Here is a 16,463-nt window from a genome sequence, read left to right on the forward strand (position 1 = left end):
CTAATCTAGAATATTCTACCAGTTTATATGGTATCGAAGATAAAATCTTTGCACCTTAAAATCTCAGGTCATTTAGTATTCTTATGAACCTTTGCGTTCAGAAAAAATTACCACTGTCTGCGTCTTACATAGATAAATGTACTAATCACAACGGTAGCCATTGCTCCCAACGTTATAAAATATCCATATTTATGATGAAGCTCCGGCATATTATCGAAATTCATTCCGTAAACTCCGGCAATAAAAGTAATTGGTAAGAAATAAACCGAGTAGATCGCCAAAACCTTCATGACCTGGTTCGCCTTTTGATCCGAAAGAGCCAGAAACATAGATATAAGGTTGGTAATCTGAATATTTAAATGATCAAAATCCGCCACTACATCCTTATGCTTATCCTTCAGATCGACAATTTCGGAGTCCTGAAGATTGAGTAATTTAAACTTATCAATTGCATCTGTAGAAATGATAAGCACTCTTGAATTCAAACCGGATTTTCGCTTCAGCTTGTAAAGACGTCTGATCTGGCTTGTATGATTAGTATTTTTAAGGAAAATTTCGTTTTCTATATTATCCATCGTTTCAAACAGACTCAAAGATTCATCATCAAAACTTTTCATAATCAATATCGCAATTTTCAGCATGATTTGCTGTGGAGTAAGATCTTCCTGAATCAATGAAATCTGCTTCTTGGTCTCAGAAATACTTCTTGTTTTCATCCTGTGAATAGTGATAATAGTATTCTCTACCAGGAAAATTCCGATCTTGGTACTGATATCACTGATCGTATTGAGATTCTTTCTCTCCAGCTCCGTACTTTCACGAAGGAGAAAGAATTTTACATTTCCGTCTTCTTCATATTTGGGAAGGTGATTGGGATCCATGGTATCTTCCAGAAGGAGATTGTTGATTTCATATCTTTCATGAAGAAATTTCAGGTCTTCTGCAGTAGGAGCCTCTACATCTACCCATTCACACTGGGAGGTTCTGTATATCGTATCAATTGGCATAAAGTAAAAATACTAATATTTTGAAAAAGTATGTGTTAAATAAGTTTTATCTTTGCCAAAATTAAAAAACTATATGATTAAAAGTACCATAAAAGGGATAGGATTTTATGTTCCCGATAACGTTGTTACCAATGATGATTTATCAAAACTAATGGCTACCAATGACGAATGGATTACGGAAAGAACAGGTATCAAGGAAAGAAGACACAGAAAAAACAGAAACGATTCTCAGGAAACCAGCGCTTATTTAGGTTTTAAAGCCGCAGAAAAAGCGATTCAAAATGCTGGTCTTACTTCAAAAGATATAGATTATATTGTTTTCGCAACCTTATCACCGGATTATTATTTTCCTGGTTGTGGCGTACTGCTTCAGGATATGCTGGGTTGTGATACAATCGGAGCATTAGATGTGAGAAATCAGTGTTCAGGATTTGTATATTCTATGAGTGTGGCTAATGCATTTATCAAGTCAGGAACTTATAAAAATATTCTTGTGGTAGGGGCTGAAATTCATTCTTTCGGATTGGATTTTTCTGATGAAGGAAGAGGTGTTTCTGTCATTTTCGGTGATGGAGCAGGAGCGGTTGTTCTTTCTGCCTCAGAAGATGAAAATGCAGGAGATATTTTAGCTGTGAATATGCATTCTGAAGGAAAATATGCAGACGATCTTTGTACTCAGTTCCCTGGTTCAAAATTCGGATGGAGCGACAGGATGAGAAAAGATCCTGAAAACGTAACAAACAAGGAAGTATACCCAATCATGAACGGAAACTTTGTATTCAAGCATGCGGTAACAAGATTCCCGGAAACGATGATGGAAGCACTGAACAAAGCAGGAAAAACAATTGAAGATCTTGATATGTTTATTCCACATCAGGCGAACCTTAGAATTGCCCAATTTGTACAGGAAAAATTCGGATTACCGAACGAAAAAGTTTTCAATAATATTCAAAAATACGGAAATACTACAGCCGCTTCTATTCCCATTGCTTTAAGTGAGGCGATAGAACAAGGAAAGATTAAAAGGGGAGATTTGGTACTTCTTTCAGCTTTCGGAAGCGGATTTACGTGGGGAAGTGTTTTGTTTGAATATTAATGAGCAAAAAAGGCAAGAACAGCTTATAGAAAATTAATAAGCCCCCCTTTTTCACTGATACGATAACTGAAGACGTGAAAATTCCCCTTTAATTGGGATGGAAGCAAAAATTCAAAAAAATTTAACGGGGCGGTTCAAACATATAATAAAAACCCCGCAGAAACTTCAGCTCTGCGGGGTTTTATTGTATTATAGCATCTATTAAAGACTCTTCAACAGTTTTTCTGTATCAGAAGAATCCTGTCCAGTACTTTTTGCAAGCTCAATCGACTTTTCAGCCCACATTTTTGCATTTTTCTTATCACCTACTTTATTGTAAAGATTGGCTAATGTATCCGTATTCGCAAAATTCTGGTCTTTTTTTACAGATTCCTGTGCCCAGGTAATGGCTTTTTCAAGAGAAGTTTTATTGCTTACATTTTCGAAGAAGTTCCATGCAAGAGAATTCAGTTCTTCAGAGCCTGCTGCAGAATAATCTTTGTAAAGATCAAGAATCAATTTTTCATACTCAGGAATATCTTTATTTTTTAAAGCTCTGTTGGCTTTCATTCTTTTTAGGATCTTATCAGCCTCTTCTTTGCTCAGAAATTTCTGAGTTTCAGCCATGAAATAGTTATCATCCCATTTTTTTGTATCAGGATTATAAGCTTTTTTAGAAACAGTGTTCAGCTTTATATTCTTATCGAACTTTTCGTACTTATCCTCTGGGAAAAATTTAACAATATCTGCTTTTTTATCCTGGAAAATCTTGTATAAAGGGCTATCTGTAGTTTGTACCCCGGAAAGAAGCATTTGAATATCTTCCTGGTTTAAAGCTGTCTTCTGTTGAAAATAACGGTTCATCACTTTGCCTGCAAACTCAGCATCATTATACATGGTAAGCCCGGCAAGGTTCTTTAAAAACTCAGGATCTTTTTCTCCTTTTTCAAACTGCTGTTTCAAAGAAGTCAGTCTTTTGTTCGGATCTTCAGCATCTTTTGCAAACTGGATGAAGTCCTTTTCTTCAACATATCCTAACGTTCTGTGTACTGCTTCGCCATTTCCATCAATAAAAAGGTAAGTAGGGAATGCTTTTACATTATATTTCTTTGCAAGCTCAATTCCTTCTCCTTTTTCCATATCAATTTTAGCATTGATAAAGTGAGAATTGTAGTAGTCTCCTACAGACTGAAGTGGGAAGATATTTTTCACCATCAGTTTACAAGGTCCACACCATGAAGCGTATGCGTCAATAAAGACCAGTTTTTTTTCTTTTTTTGCTTTCGCAAGGATCGATGCAAAGTTGCTGTCTTCAAATTTAATTCCCTGTGCCCATGCAAGGACTCCTATAAAAATTGAGGAAAGTATGGCTATTTTTTCATAAAACTTTTTATTCCCTGCAAATGTAATAAATATGATGACACTTAAGTCGTTCATATTGAAAATAATTATAAGAGAACTTTAGTTTTAAAACACAGATAGGTTGATATGAAAGATAATCACATATTTTTTTAGTATAATTATTAAAATTAATGCAAATGGCTATTTTTGGTTAAATAGTTAAAATTCAATATAATATTTTAATAAAAAATAAAATATCACTAATTTTGTAAAAAACAAAAAGACACTCAGCGAAAATAATGATGAATTATTATAAAATAAAAATAATAATTTGTTTTTCTATGTCTAATAATCTCTTGAAACTCTTGTTTTTGCTGATAACAGCAGTCTCTATATCCGCACAGGAAAAAAGTAATTTTTATCTTATCTGTGAAAAGACATCTTCTGTTACTGCTTATAAAGATTTACCCAAAGCAATCAAAACAGCAGATTCTCTTTATATGAAGGCGCAAATGCCCTCAGAAAAAATAAAATGCCTTATTCTTTCTTCAGAGCTTTATCATCATGCCGGTGAACTTAAAAAAGCAATTTGTTATAGTGAAAATGCCCATTCGGTTATTAACCAGAGTAATGACCCGGAATGGATGGCTGTGGTGACCAGATTGCTTGCCAGACAATATAGACAGGTAGGGTTATACGAAAGATCCAAAAAATACATTGTAAAAGGGCTGGAAGCCTCAGGCAGGATTTCTGATTTTCAAAAAAGTAATGAGGCGGCAGGGCTGCTGAATCAGGAAATGGCTTTCTATGAAATGGAGCTGGGCAATTACTCTAAAGCCATCCGATATATTGAATCTTCACTCAGATATTTTGAAAAAATAAACACAAAAAGTGAGGGTAGAACTGCTGCAGCCTCCTATCAGTTATTGGGAGATATCTATTTCAAGCTTAATGATTATACCGTTTCTGAAAACTATTACAAAAAAGCAGAAGAATTACTTAAAGAAGGAAGCTGTACGCTGGGATTGGTCTACAATGGTTTAGGAGGAATCCGTCTGAAACAGAAAAACTGGCAGGATGCTGAATTATACCTTAAGAAAGCAGAAAAAATAGCTGATACCTCTCGAAGTCTCAAGCTTAAAAAAGCAGTATATTCCAATATTAATGATTACTATGAAGGAGTGGGGGATAATTATAAAGCCTCTTTATATGCAGTGAAATATGTACGTACTTATGACAGTATTGCAGCCCGTAATCAGAGTTTTTCCGGAAAGGGTTTTGCAAATCTTAAAGGTAAGACTATTAAGAAAGACGACCAGATGAACCGGGTGAAAAATACTACTATTATAGTTCTGTTTACATCACTGATTGGTTTACTTGTATTTTTTAGAACAAAACAGAAAAAACAACGTTCAAAGTTTAGAAATATTATAAGAGCTCAGTTAAATATAATCAGTAAAAGGACTCACTATCCTTTAAAAGAAGTTGACAATAATGAATTCTCTAATATATCTGTGGAAGAAATTGAAGAAAAGGATTCTGAGGCAGACCGCAGACGAAATGATTCTCTGATGACTGCAGAAACAGAATCAAAATTGCTGGAACTTCTTGAAGATTTTGAAAAAGGTGATCTTTATAACAATAAAGGAATGTCTCTGTCTTTTCTTGCTGGTGAACTCAATACCAATACAAAATATCTGTCATATGTAATCAATCAGCATAAAAGTGCAGACTTTAAAACGTATATTAATCGTTTAAGAATCAACTATATTGTAGACAAACTTATTAATAACGAGAAGTATAGACAGTACAAGATAAGTATTCTTGCTGATGAATGCGGCTTCTCTTCGCACAGTAAATTTGCTGCAGTTTTTAAGGCGGTTACAGATTATTCTCCATCAGCTTATATTAAATATATTGATGCTGAAAACCAATCCGATAAAAATGTTCATTTTCCTGAAAATGATTAAGTAGAGATGATTTTTTAGATTCTATCTTACTATTTTCATGAAAATGAACAACCTATTGCTTTAGAGGTAACCTTTGCTGCCCTATATTTGCGCCAGTTTTAGGGAAATGAACATCTCCGTACTGCAGCTTATCTCTTTTATTTCTTGAAGAATCATCCTTTCTTCTGAACGAAGGTCTAAAGTAAGAGTTTCTGATTTCTAAGCTAAAAACCCAACCATGAAAATTAATATATAGAACACATGTCCTGTTTCATTTTTGAGATAGCATTGTTCTCCCTTTCATCTTCAAAGGATATTCTGTTCAGAATATAAACCATATCCCATAATCGGGGTTGATTGCCCGGTTTTTTTTCAGTCAAGTTTTTTTAAGTGCAAATCCACAGTAGTCTGTGGATTTGTGATTTTATTTAACCTTTGTACTGTCGGTTTTGGTTTTTGAAGTATCAGAGACAGCTGGTGCTGATTGAGAATTGGCTACAGCAGAATCCCCCATTTTGTTTAAGAGTGAATCTTTGTTGTGGGCATCTTTATATTCCTCTCTTTTCTCTTTGTTTTGAGCACAGCTTCCAAAAAAAAGAAGTCCAAGAACGGCTCCTATCCAGATTTTTTTCATAATAGTCAATTTTAATGTTTGGTTTTAATCAAATATAAGAATTTAATTAAAAGATAAAAGATAAAAGATAAAAGATAAAAGATAAAAGATAAAAGATGTTTTTAATAAAATTCAATAGGGCTTGGTTTTAACCCGGATAACCATAAATTATCTATCCCATGGCTTCAGCCAAAACCTAAAAAATAAACATCATTCAAAACAAAACTTAATTATTGCTTTCACATTTTAGCTTCTAATCTTTTCAAAAAAAATCTGCAGAGCTTTCATCTGCAGATTTTCCATTTTTAGATTGAATGTTTATAATTACTATTTGGCTGGAGAGGTTGCCATAGAATCCTTTTTCATCTTGATACTGTCAGAACTCGTCATTTTTGTAGTCATTGTATCAGAAGTTGTAGACGATGCACTTTTCTGTGTATTCTCTACAGCTGCTGAGTCCCGATTACTTGTAGACATTGTTGATTCTTTGGTTCCACAGCTCACGGCAAATATTCCTATTCCAACGGCTGCTAACAATAACTTTTTCATACTATTTTATTTTGGGGTGTTGTACAGTAAAAAAATCAACAATTATTCCTAACCGGGTATGATAAGTCGTAAAATATCGGTAAAGTTTGTTAAAGGATGTTAGTGGGGGGTATCGGGTTTCGAGATGTGGGATTCGGGATGCGAGTTTAATGTTTAATGTTGATTATAGTCCCAAAAATACTCTTTACCAAAAACACTCTAATACTCTCAAACTCTCACACTCTCTTACGCTCAAACCCTACCACTCGAATCCCGCACCCCGAAACCCACCCAACAAAAAAGCCCCGAAACCGAAATTCCGAGGCTGTTACATCATTGATCAATGATTATTTATCGTTTATTATCCCAAATAAGGATATTTGTAGTTCTTTGGAGAAACAAATGTTTCTTTTACGCTTCTTACAGACGTCCATCTTAGAAGATTCATTTTAGAACCTGCTTTATCGTTGGTTCCTGAAGCTCTACCACCCCCGAAAGGCTGTTGACCTACTACGGCACCCGTTGGTTTATCATTGATATAGAAGTTACCAGATGCGTTCTCTAAAGCTTTGTACGCTTCATTGATTGCGTAACGGTCTTGTGAGAATACAGAACCTGTTAATGAATATGGAGAAGAAGAATCTACTAACTTAAGAGTCTCTTTCCAGTCTTGGTCTTCATACACAAATACAGAAAGAATTGGTCCGAAGATCTCTTCTACCATGCTTTCGTATTGAGGATTTGTAGTTTCAATTACTGTTGGGTGAACAAACCATCCTTTAGAATCATCAACTTTTCCTCCAATTGCTACAGTAGCTTCACCGGAAGCATTTGCTCTGTCGATGTATCCTTTACATTTTTCGAAAGAATTTTTGTCGATTACAGCGTTTACGAAGTTAGACGTATCTTCTGGAGAACCAACTTTGATGGTACTCATCTGAGCTTCCATTACTTTTTTCACATCAGCCCAAAGAGACTTAGGTACATAAGCTCTTGAAGCAGCAGAACATTTCTGTCCCTGGTATTCGAAAGCACCTCTTACCAATGCAGTCGCTACAGCTTCTACGTTAGCAGAAGGGTGAGCGATTACAAAGTCTTTACCTCCTGTTTCTCCAACAATTCTCGGGTATGTTCTGTAGTTGTGGATATTGTCACCAATCATTTTCCACATTCCCTGGAATACTTTTGTAGAACCTGTAAAGTGAAGACCTGCGAAATCACGGTGTGCCAATACTTTTTCAGCAGTTTCTTTTCCATCCGTAAAGATCATGTTGATAACCCCTGCAGGAAGACCCGCTTCTGTTAATACATCCATGATTACTTTTGCAGAATATACCTGCTTGTCAGACGGTTTCCATACCACTACGTTTCCTAACATTGCCATACAAGTAGGAAGGTTTCCTGAAATAGCCGTAAAGTTGAATGGAGTTACTGCAAAGCAGAATCCTTCTAATGGTCTGTACTCAACGCGGTTCCAGATTCCATTGTCAGAAACCGGCTGCTCAGAATACATTTCTGTCATGAACTCTACATTGAATCTTAAGAAGTCGATGAACTCACAAGCAGCATCAATTTCAGCCTGGTGTACATTTTTAGACTGTCCGATCATTGTTGCAGCGTTGATCACATCTCTGTAAGGACCAGCCAAAAGATCAGCTGCCTTTAAGAAAATTGCCGCACGCTGTTCCCAGCCTAGTTCATTCCAATCATTTTTAGCTGCTAATGCCGCATTGATAGCGTCATCCACATGCTGCATACCACCTTGGTAATAGAATCCAAAATCATGCGCATGATCCTGTGGAGACTGAAGCTGTACTTTTGTATCTGTTTTTACTTCTTTTCCGTTGATGATCATTGGGATTTCTACCTTTTCAGCCCACATTTTTTTATAAGTGTCGATAAGGCTTTTAACTTCCGGAGATCCCGGTTCGTATGAATTTACCGGTTCATTTACCGCTAATGGTACTTGCGAAATTGCTTTTGACATATTACGTTTTATTATTTTATTTAAATTTAATAAGATGTGTATACAAATTTACAATAATTATAAAGAAAGAAAAAATGCCATCTGTTTTTGTCAAATAAAGTGTAAAATGAATTTTCTGATAATATTTAAGCTTTTTTGATGATAGATTTTATTAAATCTTGGTATGTTTTGATAATTCTTTAGCTTTTAGAAAAAAACGCATCATTTTGTTATAATTATAGGAATTAGGACAATAAAATATTTGTCATAGTTTAAAAACAGTTATTAATTGCTATAAATAAGGGATTTGTAACGAAGTGTTAAAATTATATAAATTCACATTTGTTGTGATTTTGAACATTTTAAATAATTTTTTTGATAGGCAGAGGGATAAGATTGTTCTACTTTTACACCATTATTAACAGGTATGAAAAAAAGAGTCCTATTTTTCTCTTTTATGATATTTTTCTCAGCATTGTGTGCAGGTCTTTTTGCACATAAAGGGAAAACTCAATCATACGCTGATGTCCTTTCAAAAATTCATCTTCTTCAGCAGAAATCTGATCAGCAGACCCAACCTGAAATCTATAGTTTTTCAGATGCGCAGGATGTGCAGGATTCTAATGACTGGGAGAAAGTGAAATTTGACTACTCAATACTTACACAGCAGTGGCTGCACTATTTCTTTGCAGATTACACTTACAATACACAGGTTGCAGCCGTTCAAAACTGCATTTATATTACAGCACCAAGGTACATTCTGTATCATTGCTTGCAGATAGCTGGCTGCTAATCTCTATTTCACATTTTTAATGATTCATTATGGTTTGTATTCACTTTAATACAGGTCCGTAAGAATCATTCCCATTTTACATTTTTGAACAGGTCTGTTTGCCTTTACGGAGAGGTGAATCGGATATTGTTTGTCCAATTTTAAATAAAAATATTATGCACTTAACACCGAGAGAAACGGAGAAGCTTATGCTATTTCTGGCAGGCGAACTTGCTCTGAAAAGAAAGGCAAGAGGCCTTAAATTAAACTACCCGGAATCAATAGCTCTGATCAGTCATTTTTTGCTTGAAGGAGCCAGAGATGGGAAAAAAGTAGCTGAACTGATGCAGGAAGGCGCCAATCTTCTTACCAAAGAGGATGTAATGCCCGGTGTGGCAGACATGATCCATGATGTTCAGATTGAAGCCACTTTCCCGGACGGAACCAAACTGGTAACCGTACACAATCCAATCCGCTAATACTACTGATTATGATACCAGGAGAAATTTTTGTAAAAGAAGGTACAATTATCTGCAATGAAGGCAGAGAAACCGTAAAAATAAAAGTGACTAATACAGGAGACCGCCCTATTCAGGTAGGTTCGCACTTCCATTTTTTCGAAGTCAATAAAGCCATGAGCTTTGACCGTGAAAGAGCTTTCGGAAAGAGGCTGAATATTGTAGCAAGTACTGCAGTACGTTTCGAGCCGGGAGAAGAAAAAGAAGTGGAATTGGTAGAAATAGGAGGAACCAAAAAAGCAATGGGCTTCAATAATCTTGTCGATGGGCAGGTAGATTCTGAAGAACAGAAAAAAGTAAGCCTTGCAAAAGTTGAAGAATTAAACTTTAAAAATCACTAAGATGAGCTTACACGTAGACAGAAAACAATATGCCAATATATTAGGTCCTACAGCCGGAGATAAAATCAGACTGGGAGATACGGAAATCATTATTGAAATCGAAAAAGATTTCACTCATTACGGAGACGAAGCCGTTTTCGGAGGTGGAAAAACCGTACGTGATGGTATGGGACAGAATGTGACGGCAAAAAGAGACGAAGGTGTTCTGGATCTTTGTATTACAGGAGCCGTCATTATTGACCACTGGGGAATTGTAAAAGGAGATATCGGAATCAAAGACGGAAAGATTGTAGGAATCGGAAAAGCGGGTAATCCTGATACAATGGATGGTGTAACTCCTGATATGATTATCGGGGCTTCAACCGAAGTGCATGGTGGAAAAGGTTATATCGTAACTGCCGGAGGTATTGATACCCATATTCACTACATCTGCCCTCAGCAGATCGAAACATCTCTTTACAGCGGAATCACCACAATGATTGGAGGTGGTACAGGTCCGAATGACGGAACCAATGCTACAACCGTTACTCCGGGAAGATTCAATATGCAGAAAATGCTCGAGGCAGCAGAAGAATATCCTATGAATCTTGGTTTCTTCGGAAAAGGAAACTGTTCAGCTGAAGAACCTATTGAAGAACAGGTGGAAGCTGGTGCTTTAGGAGTAAAAATTCATGAAGATTGGGGGGCAACTCCTGCCACCATTGATGCTGCATTGAAATTAGCCGATAAATATGACGTTCAGGTGGCCATCCACACGGATACATTGAATGAAGGAGGGTTTCTGGAAGATACCATGATAGCCATCAACGGAAGGGTAATCCATACTTTCCATACAGAAGGAGCAGGTGGAGGTCATGCACCGGACATCATTAAAGCAGCTATGTATCCTAATGTATTGCCAGCTTCAACAAACCCTACACGTCCTTACACGGTCAATACAATTGATGAGCATTTGGATATGCTGATGGTTTGCCATCACCTGAGTAAAAACATTCCTGAAGATGTAGCGTTTGCAGATTCACGTATCCGTCCTGAAACCATTGCAGCAGAAGATATTCTTCACGACATGGGAGTTTTCAGTATCATGAGTTCAGACTCCCAGGCGATGGGAAGACCAGGGGAAGTGGTTACCAGAACATGGCAGACAGCGAGCAAAATGAAAGAGCAAAGAGGTGATCTGGATGAAGATAAAGATAGCGGAAATGACAATTATCGTGCAAAAAGATATGTTGCTAAATATACCATCAACCCGGCTATTGCACATGGTATTTCAGAATATGTAGGATCTGTTGAAGAAGGAAAATTAGCAGATTTAGTGATCTGGAAACCCGCATTATTCGGAGTAAAACCTGAAATGATTGTAAAAGGAGGATTCGTCATTGCTGCTAAAATGGGAGACCCCAATGCATCTATTCCAACGCCTCAGCCAATTATCTACAGAAACATGTTCGGAGCTCACGGAAAAGCAAAATTTGGTACTTGTGCGAATTTTGTTTCTCAAATCTCTATCGACAACGGAACAATCGCTTCTTACAAACTGGAAAAAATGATTCTTCCGGTGAAAAACTGTAGAAATATTGGTAAAAAAGACCTTATCCATAATGATAAGACGCCTTTAATTGAAGTGAATCCTGAAAACTATAAAGTAACGGTAGATGGAGAGTACATCACTTGTGAGCCTGCGGAAACACTTCCTTTAACACAGTTGTATTATTTGTTCTAAGATCAATTTAAACAATGACAGGTACAAACCTTATAGGTTTTTAAAACCTATAAGGTTTAATCAAAGTTTATTCAATTCAATGTAAAACAATTATAGAACTAAGGGTAGAATGAAATATTTAAATAAAACAGTTTTTCCTCTTGCAATAGCTGGTGCATGTATGCTTTCAGGAAATCTGAATGCTCAGTTTCTTGGCGGACACAGGCTTAAAAGCGATGAAGAGGGACCAAAAGGACAGTTTATGATGTACGGTTCATTAGACTATTCTAAAATCACAACCCCTTCAAGCAGTAGCAGTACGGTTTCCAGTGCGCCGCTGGGAATGGGATACTTCATTAATAATAATGACCTTATCGGAGTTAATTATGCTTACTCGCAGAATACAGTTGACCATAATGTGGTCTATAAACAAAATGAAGCCGGTATCTGGTATAGTCCGTCAGTAATGCTTGGAAAATATTTTGTACTGATTGGTCAGGTGGATGCCTATTATGTTTGGGGGCAGCAGCTTTCAACAGCAGCAGACGCCATGCAGAACTTTAACGGATTTCGTCTCCGTGCCTATCCTTTGATCGGGATATTGTTGGGAGGAGGCTGGGCACTGAAATTCAAATTTGCAGAGCTTTCAATGCTTCAGACCAAAACAAAAGAAGAAGGCTGGACAAAAAGTTATGTGGCCGGAATCAGTGGTTCAACATTCGGGGTAGGAATCTCCAAAAACTTAGACTTCAGAAAAAAAATCAAAAATGATAATTAATCAAATCATAGGCAATCTTGCTGAAAATCCTTCGGAGAAAACCATAGATTATCTTGATCTGGAATGGTTTGAAACCACCAAAAGAATCCAGCGTAAAAAAACCAGACAGGGAATTGATGTTGCCATCAAATTTCTGAGAGAAGGACAGCGTTTGCGCGAAGGAGATATTCTTTTTGAGGATGTAGAAAAAATAATCGCGGTAAATGTTCTGGAAACAGAAGCTATCGTGATGTCACCAGCGTCTTTGTTGGAAATGGGTACCGTATGTTATGAGATCGGAAACAAGCATATTCCACTTTTCATTCAGGAAGATAAAGTATTGCTCCCTTTTGAAATGCCGATGTTCAGATGGCTGGAAGTAAGTGGTTTCAACCCGGAAAAACAATCTGTGAAACTTCTCAATCTTCTTAAATCTAATGTAGAACCTCACGGACATGGAAGTCTGGGATCAACAATCTTTACTAAAATCTTAAAAATGGCTGCCCCGAAAGATGAATAACATGAATATAAACTTTCTGTCAGGACTGCTTCATCTTGCGGATCCTACACTTCCCATCGGGGGGTATACCCATTCCAACGGACTTGAAACGTATGTTCAGGAAAGAATTGTACATGATTTGGCAACAGCAAAAGAATTTGTCCAGAATATGCTTCAGTACAATCTTAAATTCAATGACGGAGCCTTTGTGAAACTGGCTTATAAAGCAGCAGAAAAAGAGGATTTGAAATCATTGTTGCTTCTTGATAATGAGTGCAGCGCGATAAAATGTCCGAAGGAAATCCGTCAGGCCAGCCAGAAACTGGGACTCAGACTCATTAAGATCTTCAAAAGAAGAGAAAGTTTCCCTTTAATGGAAGCTTTTGAAAAAGCAGTTCAGGATAAAGAAGCCAATTCCCATTACTGTATTGTGTTTGGAGTGTATGCTTATCAGATGAAAATTCCTTTATATGAAGCACTTTTAGGATTCTATTATACTTCGGTTGCCGGGATGATTACCAATGCAGTAAAGCTTGTTCCTTTGGGGCAGCTGGACGGGCAGGATATTCTATTCTCACTCTATCCCGTAATGGAAAAAACAGTCTGGGAAACGATGGAGTTGGACAGAGACATGGTGGGACTTTGTAATACTGCCTTTGAGATCCGGTGTATGCAGCATGAAAGACTTTATTCAAGGCTTTATATGTCGTAAGACAAAAGTAAAAAGGTAAAAGTAAAAAGATAAAAGGGAGGAAAGGAGAAGTGATGAATAAAGATTGTAAAGTTAAGAAAATGAATGATTTATGACTGGGTGAGTGGTGTGCTTCTTAGCCGAATCAAATGCCTTTGCATTCCTTACAATATTCTCAATTTAAAAAAAATATACATGAAATAAGGTGCTCTTTGCTGAGTGAAACGCCCTTGCGATCAAAAAATATTCACAATCAAAAAAAACTTAGCGTCCATAGCGTTAAAAAAAAATAAAATTTAAAGAAAATGGAAAATAGAAAATATATAAAAGTAGGAGTGGCAGGGCCTGTAGGTTCAGGAAAAACCGCATTATTGGAACGTTTAAGCAGAAAATTATTCGGGACTTATGATCTTGGAGTCATCACCAATGATATTTATACCAAAGAAGATGCTGAATTTATGGCGAAAAACAGTCTTCTTCCCCATGACAGAATTATTGGAGTAGAAACAGGAGGATGCCCACACACTGCGATTCGTGAAGATGCGAGTATGAACCTCGAAGCAGTAGACGAGTTGGCAGCACGTTTCCCGGAAATCGAACTGGTTCTTATTGAAAGTGGAGGAGATAATCTTTCTGCAACATTCAGCCCCGATCTTGCAGACGTCACTATTTTCATTATCGATGTGGCAGAAGGAGAAAAGATTCCTAGAAAAGGAGGTCCCGGTATTACAAGATCAGATTTACTGATCATCAATAAAATTGACCTTGCCCCCCACGTAGGTGCCAGTCTTGAGGTAATGGAAAACGATGCCAGAAGAATGAGAAAAGGAAATCCTTTTGTGTTCACCAACCTTAAAACAGATGAGGGATTGGACAAAGTAATTGGTTGGATTAAAAAATATGCCCTTCTGGAAGAAATCGAAGAACCGAATTTGGTAAGATAGATGGATAGTCGTTTAAATATTATTGCAGGATTCAAGGGAGGAGAATCCTATGTGAAAGATCTTTATGTCTCACTTCCTTTCAGAGTAGTTTCTGTAGGACAGCGGAAAAGTGACAAAAAGCTCTATCAGATGGTGATGAGCTCCTCTCCTGGAATTCTGGACGGAGACCATTATCATTTGGAAATTGCTTTGGAAAAAGGAGCCGCACTTCAGTTGCAGTCACAATCCTACCAAAGACTTTTCAACATGCAGGACAAAGCGCTTCAGGAACTCAATGTTTCTATGGAAGATGAAACTTCTTTCGCTTATGTTCCTCATCCCATTGTTCCCCACGAAGATTCTAACTTTAAGAGTAAAGCAAATATTCATATCGGAAAAAATAGTCAGATCATCATCAGCGAGATCATTACTTGTGGGAGAAAACATTATGGAGAAGTTTTTAAACTGAAACGTTTTCAGAATGTGATGGAAATCTATCACAATAATAAGCTTGTGGTAAAAGATAATGTTCTGATTCAACCTGATATGATCCCGATCAGCAGCATTGGAAACCTCGAACAATATACCCATCAGGGAACACTGATTTTCTACAGTACAAAAGAAAATGTAGATAAAAACGGATTGATAGAAGAGATCGTTGAAGCTGCAGCGCAGCATCGTGAAGAAATGGAAGTAGGTGTTTCTGCCATGGAAGACAATGGTTTTGTGGTAAGGGCTTTGGGACACGGAGGTGAAATGATGTACAACTTCTTCCAGTATATTCAGGAAATTCTTTGGTCTTTAGAGTAAAAATTAAAATGATTCTTTATTTAAGGTACACAGAGAAAATATTCAATAGAGGCGGGCTTTAGCCCGCAATACTAAAAGATACACTTCCATTGGCTTTAGCCAAAACTTAATAGAGAACAACAATAGATAAATAGAAAATGGATAGTACAGTTTGGGCACTTCTTTTGAGTGCCGTTTCAATAAGTTTTATACATACGGCTTCAGGGCCGGATCATTATCTGCCTTTCATTGTGATCTCAAAATCTAAAAAATGGAGCGGTATGAAAACAGCCATCTTAACCGTTGTCTGCGGATTCGGACATGTGTTCAGTTCCCTGATTTTAGGTTTTATCGGAGTTTTCCTGGGATGGCAGCTGAATAAAATTTCATGGTTTCAGGATATCAGAGGAAATTTCTCAGGATGGGCACTGCTGATCTTTGGTGGGGTTTACCTTGTTTACGGTCTCATTCAGGCCATCAGAAACAAGCCGCATAAACACTTTGATGTAATGGGAGATGATGTGTATGTATATGAACATAATCATAGTGAAGTAGTAATGCCTCAAAAAAGAATAAAAGTAACACCGCTTGTCCTGTTCATGATTTTTGTGATGGGACCAAGTGAACCTTTGATTCCCTTATTATTTTATTCAGGGGTGAAACATTCCATGTCTGAAATTGCTGTATTGGTGACATCTTTCACGGCAACAACAGTGTTGACCATGCTTGGGATGGTTCTTTTGGGACGTTATGGATACTCAACACTATTCAATACCGAAAAACTGGAAAGATACATGGGAGTAGTAAGCGGAGCTGTCGTAACTGTTTGCGGTGTGGGAATGGTCTTTCTTGGATGGTAAAGGAGCTTCGAGCTTCGGGGTTTCGGGTGGTAGAGTTTGAGGGTAAGAGAGTTTGAGAGTTGAATTGTTTAAGGTTTAAAGTTTCAGGTTCAAGATTGTTATCCTTTCACTGATAATTGACTATTCACCATT

The 16,463-nt window shown here is 37.0% G+C and carries 17 protein-coding genes; 12 read left to right on the forward strand and 5 right to left on the reverse strand.

Features of this window, described 5'->3' with window-relative positions; all coding sequences use genetic code 11:
* Positions 1-107: 107 nt before the first annotated feature.
* Positions 108-1,007 carry a CorA family divalent cation transporter gene (locus tag BOQ62_RS11055; RefSeq protein WP_129039463.1) on the reverse strand — a complete coding sequence of 300 codons (900 nt, stop codon included), beginning with the start codon at positions 1,005-1,007 and terminating at the stop codon, positions 108-110.
* A 73-nt stretch (positions 1,008-1,080) separates the two neighbouring features.
* On the opposite strand from BOQ62_RS11055, the gene BOQ62_RS11060 reads away from it, so the two are divergent.
* Positions 1,081-2,103, forward strand: coding sequence for a 3-oxoacyl-ACP synthase III family protein (locus BOQ62_RS11060; protein WP_129039465.1), 1,023 nt, complete (start codon positions 1,081-1,083; stop codon positions 2,101-2,103).
* A 201-nt stretch (positions 2,104-2,304) separates the two neighbouring features.
* Here BOQ62_RS11060 and BOQ62_RS11065 read toward each other — a convergent pair whose 3' ends face one another.
* A complete protein-coding gene (locus BOQ62_RS11065) occupies positions 2,305-3,519 on the reverse strand; it encodes a thioredoxin family protein (protein WP_185146796.1) in 1,215 nt (404 codons plus the stop codon).
* A gap of 275 nt (positions 3,520-3,794) precedes the next feature.
* Here BOQ62_RS11065 and BOQ62_RS11070 point away from each other — a divergent pair, with 275 nt between their 5' ends.
* Positions 3,795-5,393, forward strand: coding sequence for an AraC family transcriptional regulator (locus tag BOQ62_RS11070; protein WP_164976727.1), 1,599 nt, complete (start codon positions 3,795-3,797; stop codon positions 5,391-5,393).
* A 403-nt stretch (positions 5,394-5,796) separates the two neighbouring features.
* Here BOQ62_RS11070 and BOQ62_RS11075 read toward each other — a convergent pair whose 3' ends face one another.
* The 3 genes from BOQ62_RS11075 to pruA all read right to left on the reverse strand — a co-directional run bounded on the left by BOQ62_RS11075 (position 5,797) and on the right by pruA (position 8,500).
* The gene (locus BOQ62_RS11075; RefSeq protein WP_129039469.1) at positions 5,797-6,006 is read right to left on the reverse strand and encodes a hypothetical protein; all 210 of its coding nucleotides are present in this window, start codon (positions 6,004-6,006) and stop codon (positions 5,797-5,799) included.
* A 306-nt stretch (positions 6,007-6,312) separates the two neighbouring features.
* The gene (locus BOQ62_RS11080; protein ID WP_129039471.1) at positions 6,313-6,534 is read right to left on the reverse strand and encodes a cytochrome C551; all 222 of its coding nucleotides are present in this window, start codon (positions 6,532-6,534) and stop codon (positions 6,313-6,315) included.
* A gap of 340 nt (positions 6,535-6,874) precedes the next feature.
* A complete protein-coding gene (gene pruA / locus BOQ62_RS11085) occupies positions 6,875-8,500 on the reverse strand; it encodes an L-glutamate gamma-semialdehyde dehydrogenase (RefSeq protein ID WP_105703735.1) in 1,626 nt (541 codons plus the stop codon).
* Between the two features lie 406 nt (positions 8,501-8,906).
* On the opposite strand from pruA, the gene BOQ62_RS11090 reads away from it, so the two are divergent.
* The 10 genes from BOQ62_RS11090 (at position 8,907) to BOQ62_RS11135 (ending at position 16,331) form a co-directional block, all read left to right on the forward strand.
* Complete coding sequence (locus BOQ62_RS11090; RefSeq protein ID WP_129039473.1) at positions 8,907-9,272, forward strand: hypothetical protein; 366 nt, start codon at positions 8,907-8,909, stop codon at positions 9,270-9,272.
* A gap of 155 nt (positions 9,273-9,427) precedes the next feature.
* Positions 9,428-9,730 (forward strand): urease subunit gamma, encoded by a 303-nt coding sequence (ureA, locus tag BOQ62_RS11095; RefSeq protein WP_065398656.1) that lies wholly within the window; start codon positions 9,428-9,430, stop codon positions 9,728-9,730.
* Between the two features lie 11 nt (positions 9,731-9,741).
* A complete protein-coding gene (gene ureB / locus BOQ62_RS11100; RefSeq protein ID WP_129039475.1) occupies positions 9,742-10,110 on the forward strand; it encodes an urease subunit beta in 369 nt (122 codons plus the stop codon).
* Position 10,111: 1 nt separating this feature from the next.
* A complete protein-coding gene (gene ureC / locus BOQ62_RS11105) occupies positions 10,112-11,833 on the forward strand; it encodes an urease subunit alpha (protein ID WP_129039476.1) in 1,722 nt (573 codons plus the stop codon).
* Between the two features lie 109 nt (positions 11,834-11,942).
* On the forward strand, positions 11,943-12,590 hold the full coding sequence (locus BOQ62_RS11110; RefSeq protein ID WP_129039478.1) for a hypothetical protein: 648 nt from the start codon (positions 11,943-11,945) through the stop codon (positions 12,588-12,590).
* Positions 12,580-13,089, forward strand: coding sequence for an urease accessory protein UreE (gene ureE, locus BOQ62_RS11115; protein WP_129039480.1), 510 nt, complete (start codon positions 12,580-12,582; stop codon positions 13,087-13,089). The genes BOQ62_RS11110 and ureE overlap by 11 nt, the downstream gene beginning before the upstream one ends.
* Before the next feature lies 1 nt (position 13,090).
* The gene (locus BOQ62_RS11120; protein WP_129039482.1) at positions 13,091-13,780 is read left to right on the forward strand and encodes an urease accessory protein UreF; all 690 of its coding nucleotides are present in this window, start codon (positions 13,091-13,093) and stop codon (positions 13,778-13,780) included.
* Between the two features lie 284 nt (positions 13,781-14,064).
* Positions 14,065-14,703 carry an urease accessory protein UreG gene (gene ureG / locus BOQ62_RS11125; protein WP_034697252.1) on the forward strand — a complete coding sequence of 213 codons (639 nt, stop codon included), beginning with the start codon at positions 14,065-14,067 and terminating at the stop codon, positions 14,701-14,703.
* A complete protein-coding gene (locus BOQ62_RS11130) occupies positions 14,704-15,492 on the forward strand; it encodes an urease accessory protein UreD (protein WP_129039484.1) in 789 nt (262 codons plus the stop codon).
* A 137-nt stretch (positions 15,493-15,629) separates the two neighbouring features.
* Positions 15,630-16,331, forward strand: coding sequence for a membrane protein (locus tag BOQ62_RS11135; RefSeq protein ID WP_047421274.1), 702 nt, complete (start codon positions 15,630-15,632; stop codon positions 16,329-16,331).
* Positions 16,332-16,463 lie beyond the last annotated feature (132 nt).

The sequence above is a fragment of the Chryseobacterium sp. CH21 genome (assembly GCF_004119445.1).
GTDB lineage: Bacteria > Bacteroidota > Bacteroidia > Flavobacteriales > Weeksellaceae > Chryseobacterium.

What these genes read in the sequence shown, in the direction of transcription:
- BOQ62_RS11055 (WP_129039463.1), bottom strand. Translation starts at nt 1,007, where the DNA reads ATGCCAATTGATACGATATACAGAACCTCCCAGTGTGAATGGGTAGAT.
- BOQ62_RS11060 (WP_129039465.1), top strand. Translation starts at nt 1,081, where the DNA reads ATGATTAAAAGTACCATAAAAGGGATAGGATTTTATGTTCCCGATAAC.
- BOQ62_RS11065 (WP_185146796.1), bottom strand. Translation starts at nt 3,519, where the DNA reads ATGAACGACTTAAGTGTCATCATATTTATTACATTTGCAGGGAATAAA.
- BOQ62_RS11075 (WP_129039469.1), bottom strand. Translation starts at nt 6,006, where the DNA reads ATGAAAAAAATCTGGATAGGAGCCGTTCTTGGACTTCTTTTTTTTGGA.
- BOQ62_RS11080 (WP_129039471.1), bottom strand. Translation starts at nt 6,534, where the DNA reads ATGAAAAAGTTATTGTTAGCAGCCGTTGGAATAGGAATATTTGCCGTG.
- pruA (WP_105703735.1), bottom strand. Translation starts at nt 8,500, where the DNA reads ATGTCAAAAGCAATTTCGCAAGTACCATTAGCGGTAAATGAACCGGTA.
- BOQ62_RS11090 (WP_129039473.1), top strand. Translation starts at nt 8,907, where the DNA reads ATGAAAAAAAGAGTCCTATTTTTCTCTTTTATGATATTTTTCTCAGCA.
- ureA (WP_065398656.1), top strand. Translation starts at nt 9,428, where the DNA reads ATGCACTTAACACCGAGAGAAACGGAGAAGCTTATGCTATTTCTGGCA.
- ureB (WP_129039475.1), top strand. Translation starts at nt 9,742, where the DNA reads ATGATACCAGGAGAAATTTTTGTAAAAGAAGGTACAATTATCTGCAAT.
- ureC (WP_129039476.1), top strand. Translation starts at nt 10,112, where the DNA reads ATGAGCTTACACGTAGACAGAAAACAATATGCCAATATATTAGGTCCT.
- BOQ62_RS11110 (WP_129039478.1), top strand. Translation starts at nt 11,943, where the DNA reads ATGAAATATTTAAATAAAACAGTTTTTCCTCTTGCAATAGCTGGTGCA.
- ureE (WP_129039480.1), top strand. Translation starts at nt 12,580, where the DNA reads ATGATAATTAATCAAATCATAGGCAATCTTGCTGAAAATCCTTCGGAG.
- BOQ62_RS11120 (WP_129039482.1), top strand. Translation starts at nt 13,091, where the DNA reads ATGAATATAAACTTTCTGTCAGGACTGCTTCATCTTGCGGATCCTACA.
- ureG (WP_034697252.1), top strand. Translation starts at nt 14,065, where the DNA reads ATGGAAAATAGAAAATATATAAAAGTAGGAGTGGCAGGGCCTGTAGGT.
- BOQ62_RS11130 (WP_129039484.1), top strand. Translation starts at nt 14,704, where the DNA reads ATGGATAGTCGTTTAAATATTATTGCAGGATTCAAGGGAGGAGAATCC.
- BOQ62_RS11135 (WP_047421274.1), top strand. Translation starts at nt 15,630, where the DNA reads ATGGATAGTACAGTTTGGGCACTTCTTTTGAGTGCCGTTTCAATAAGT.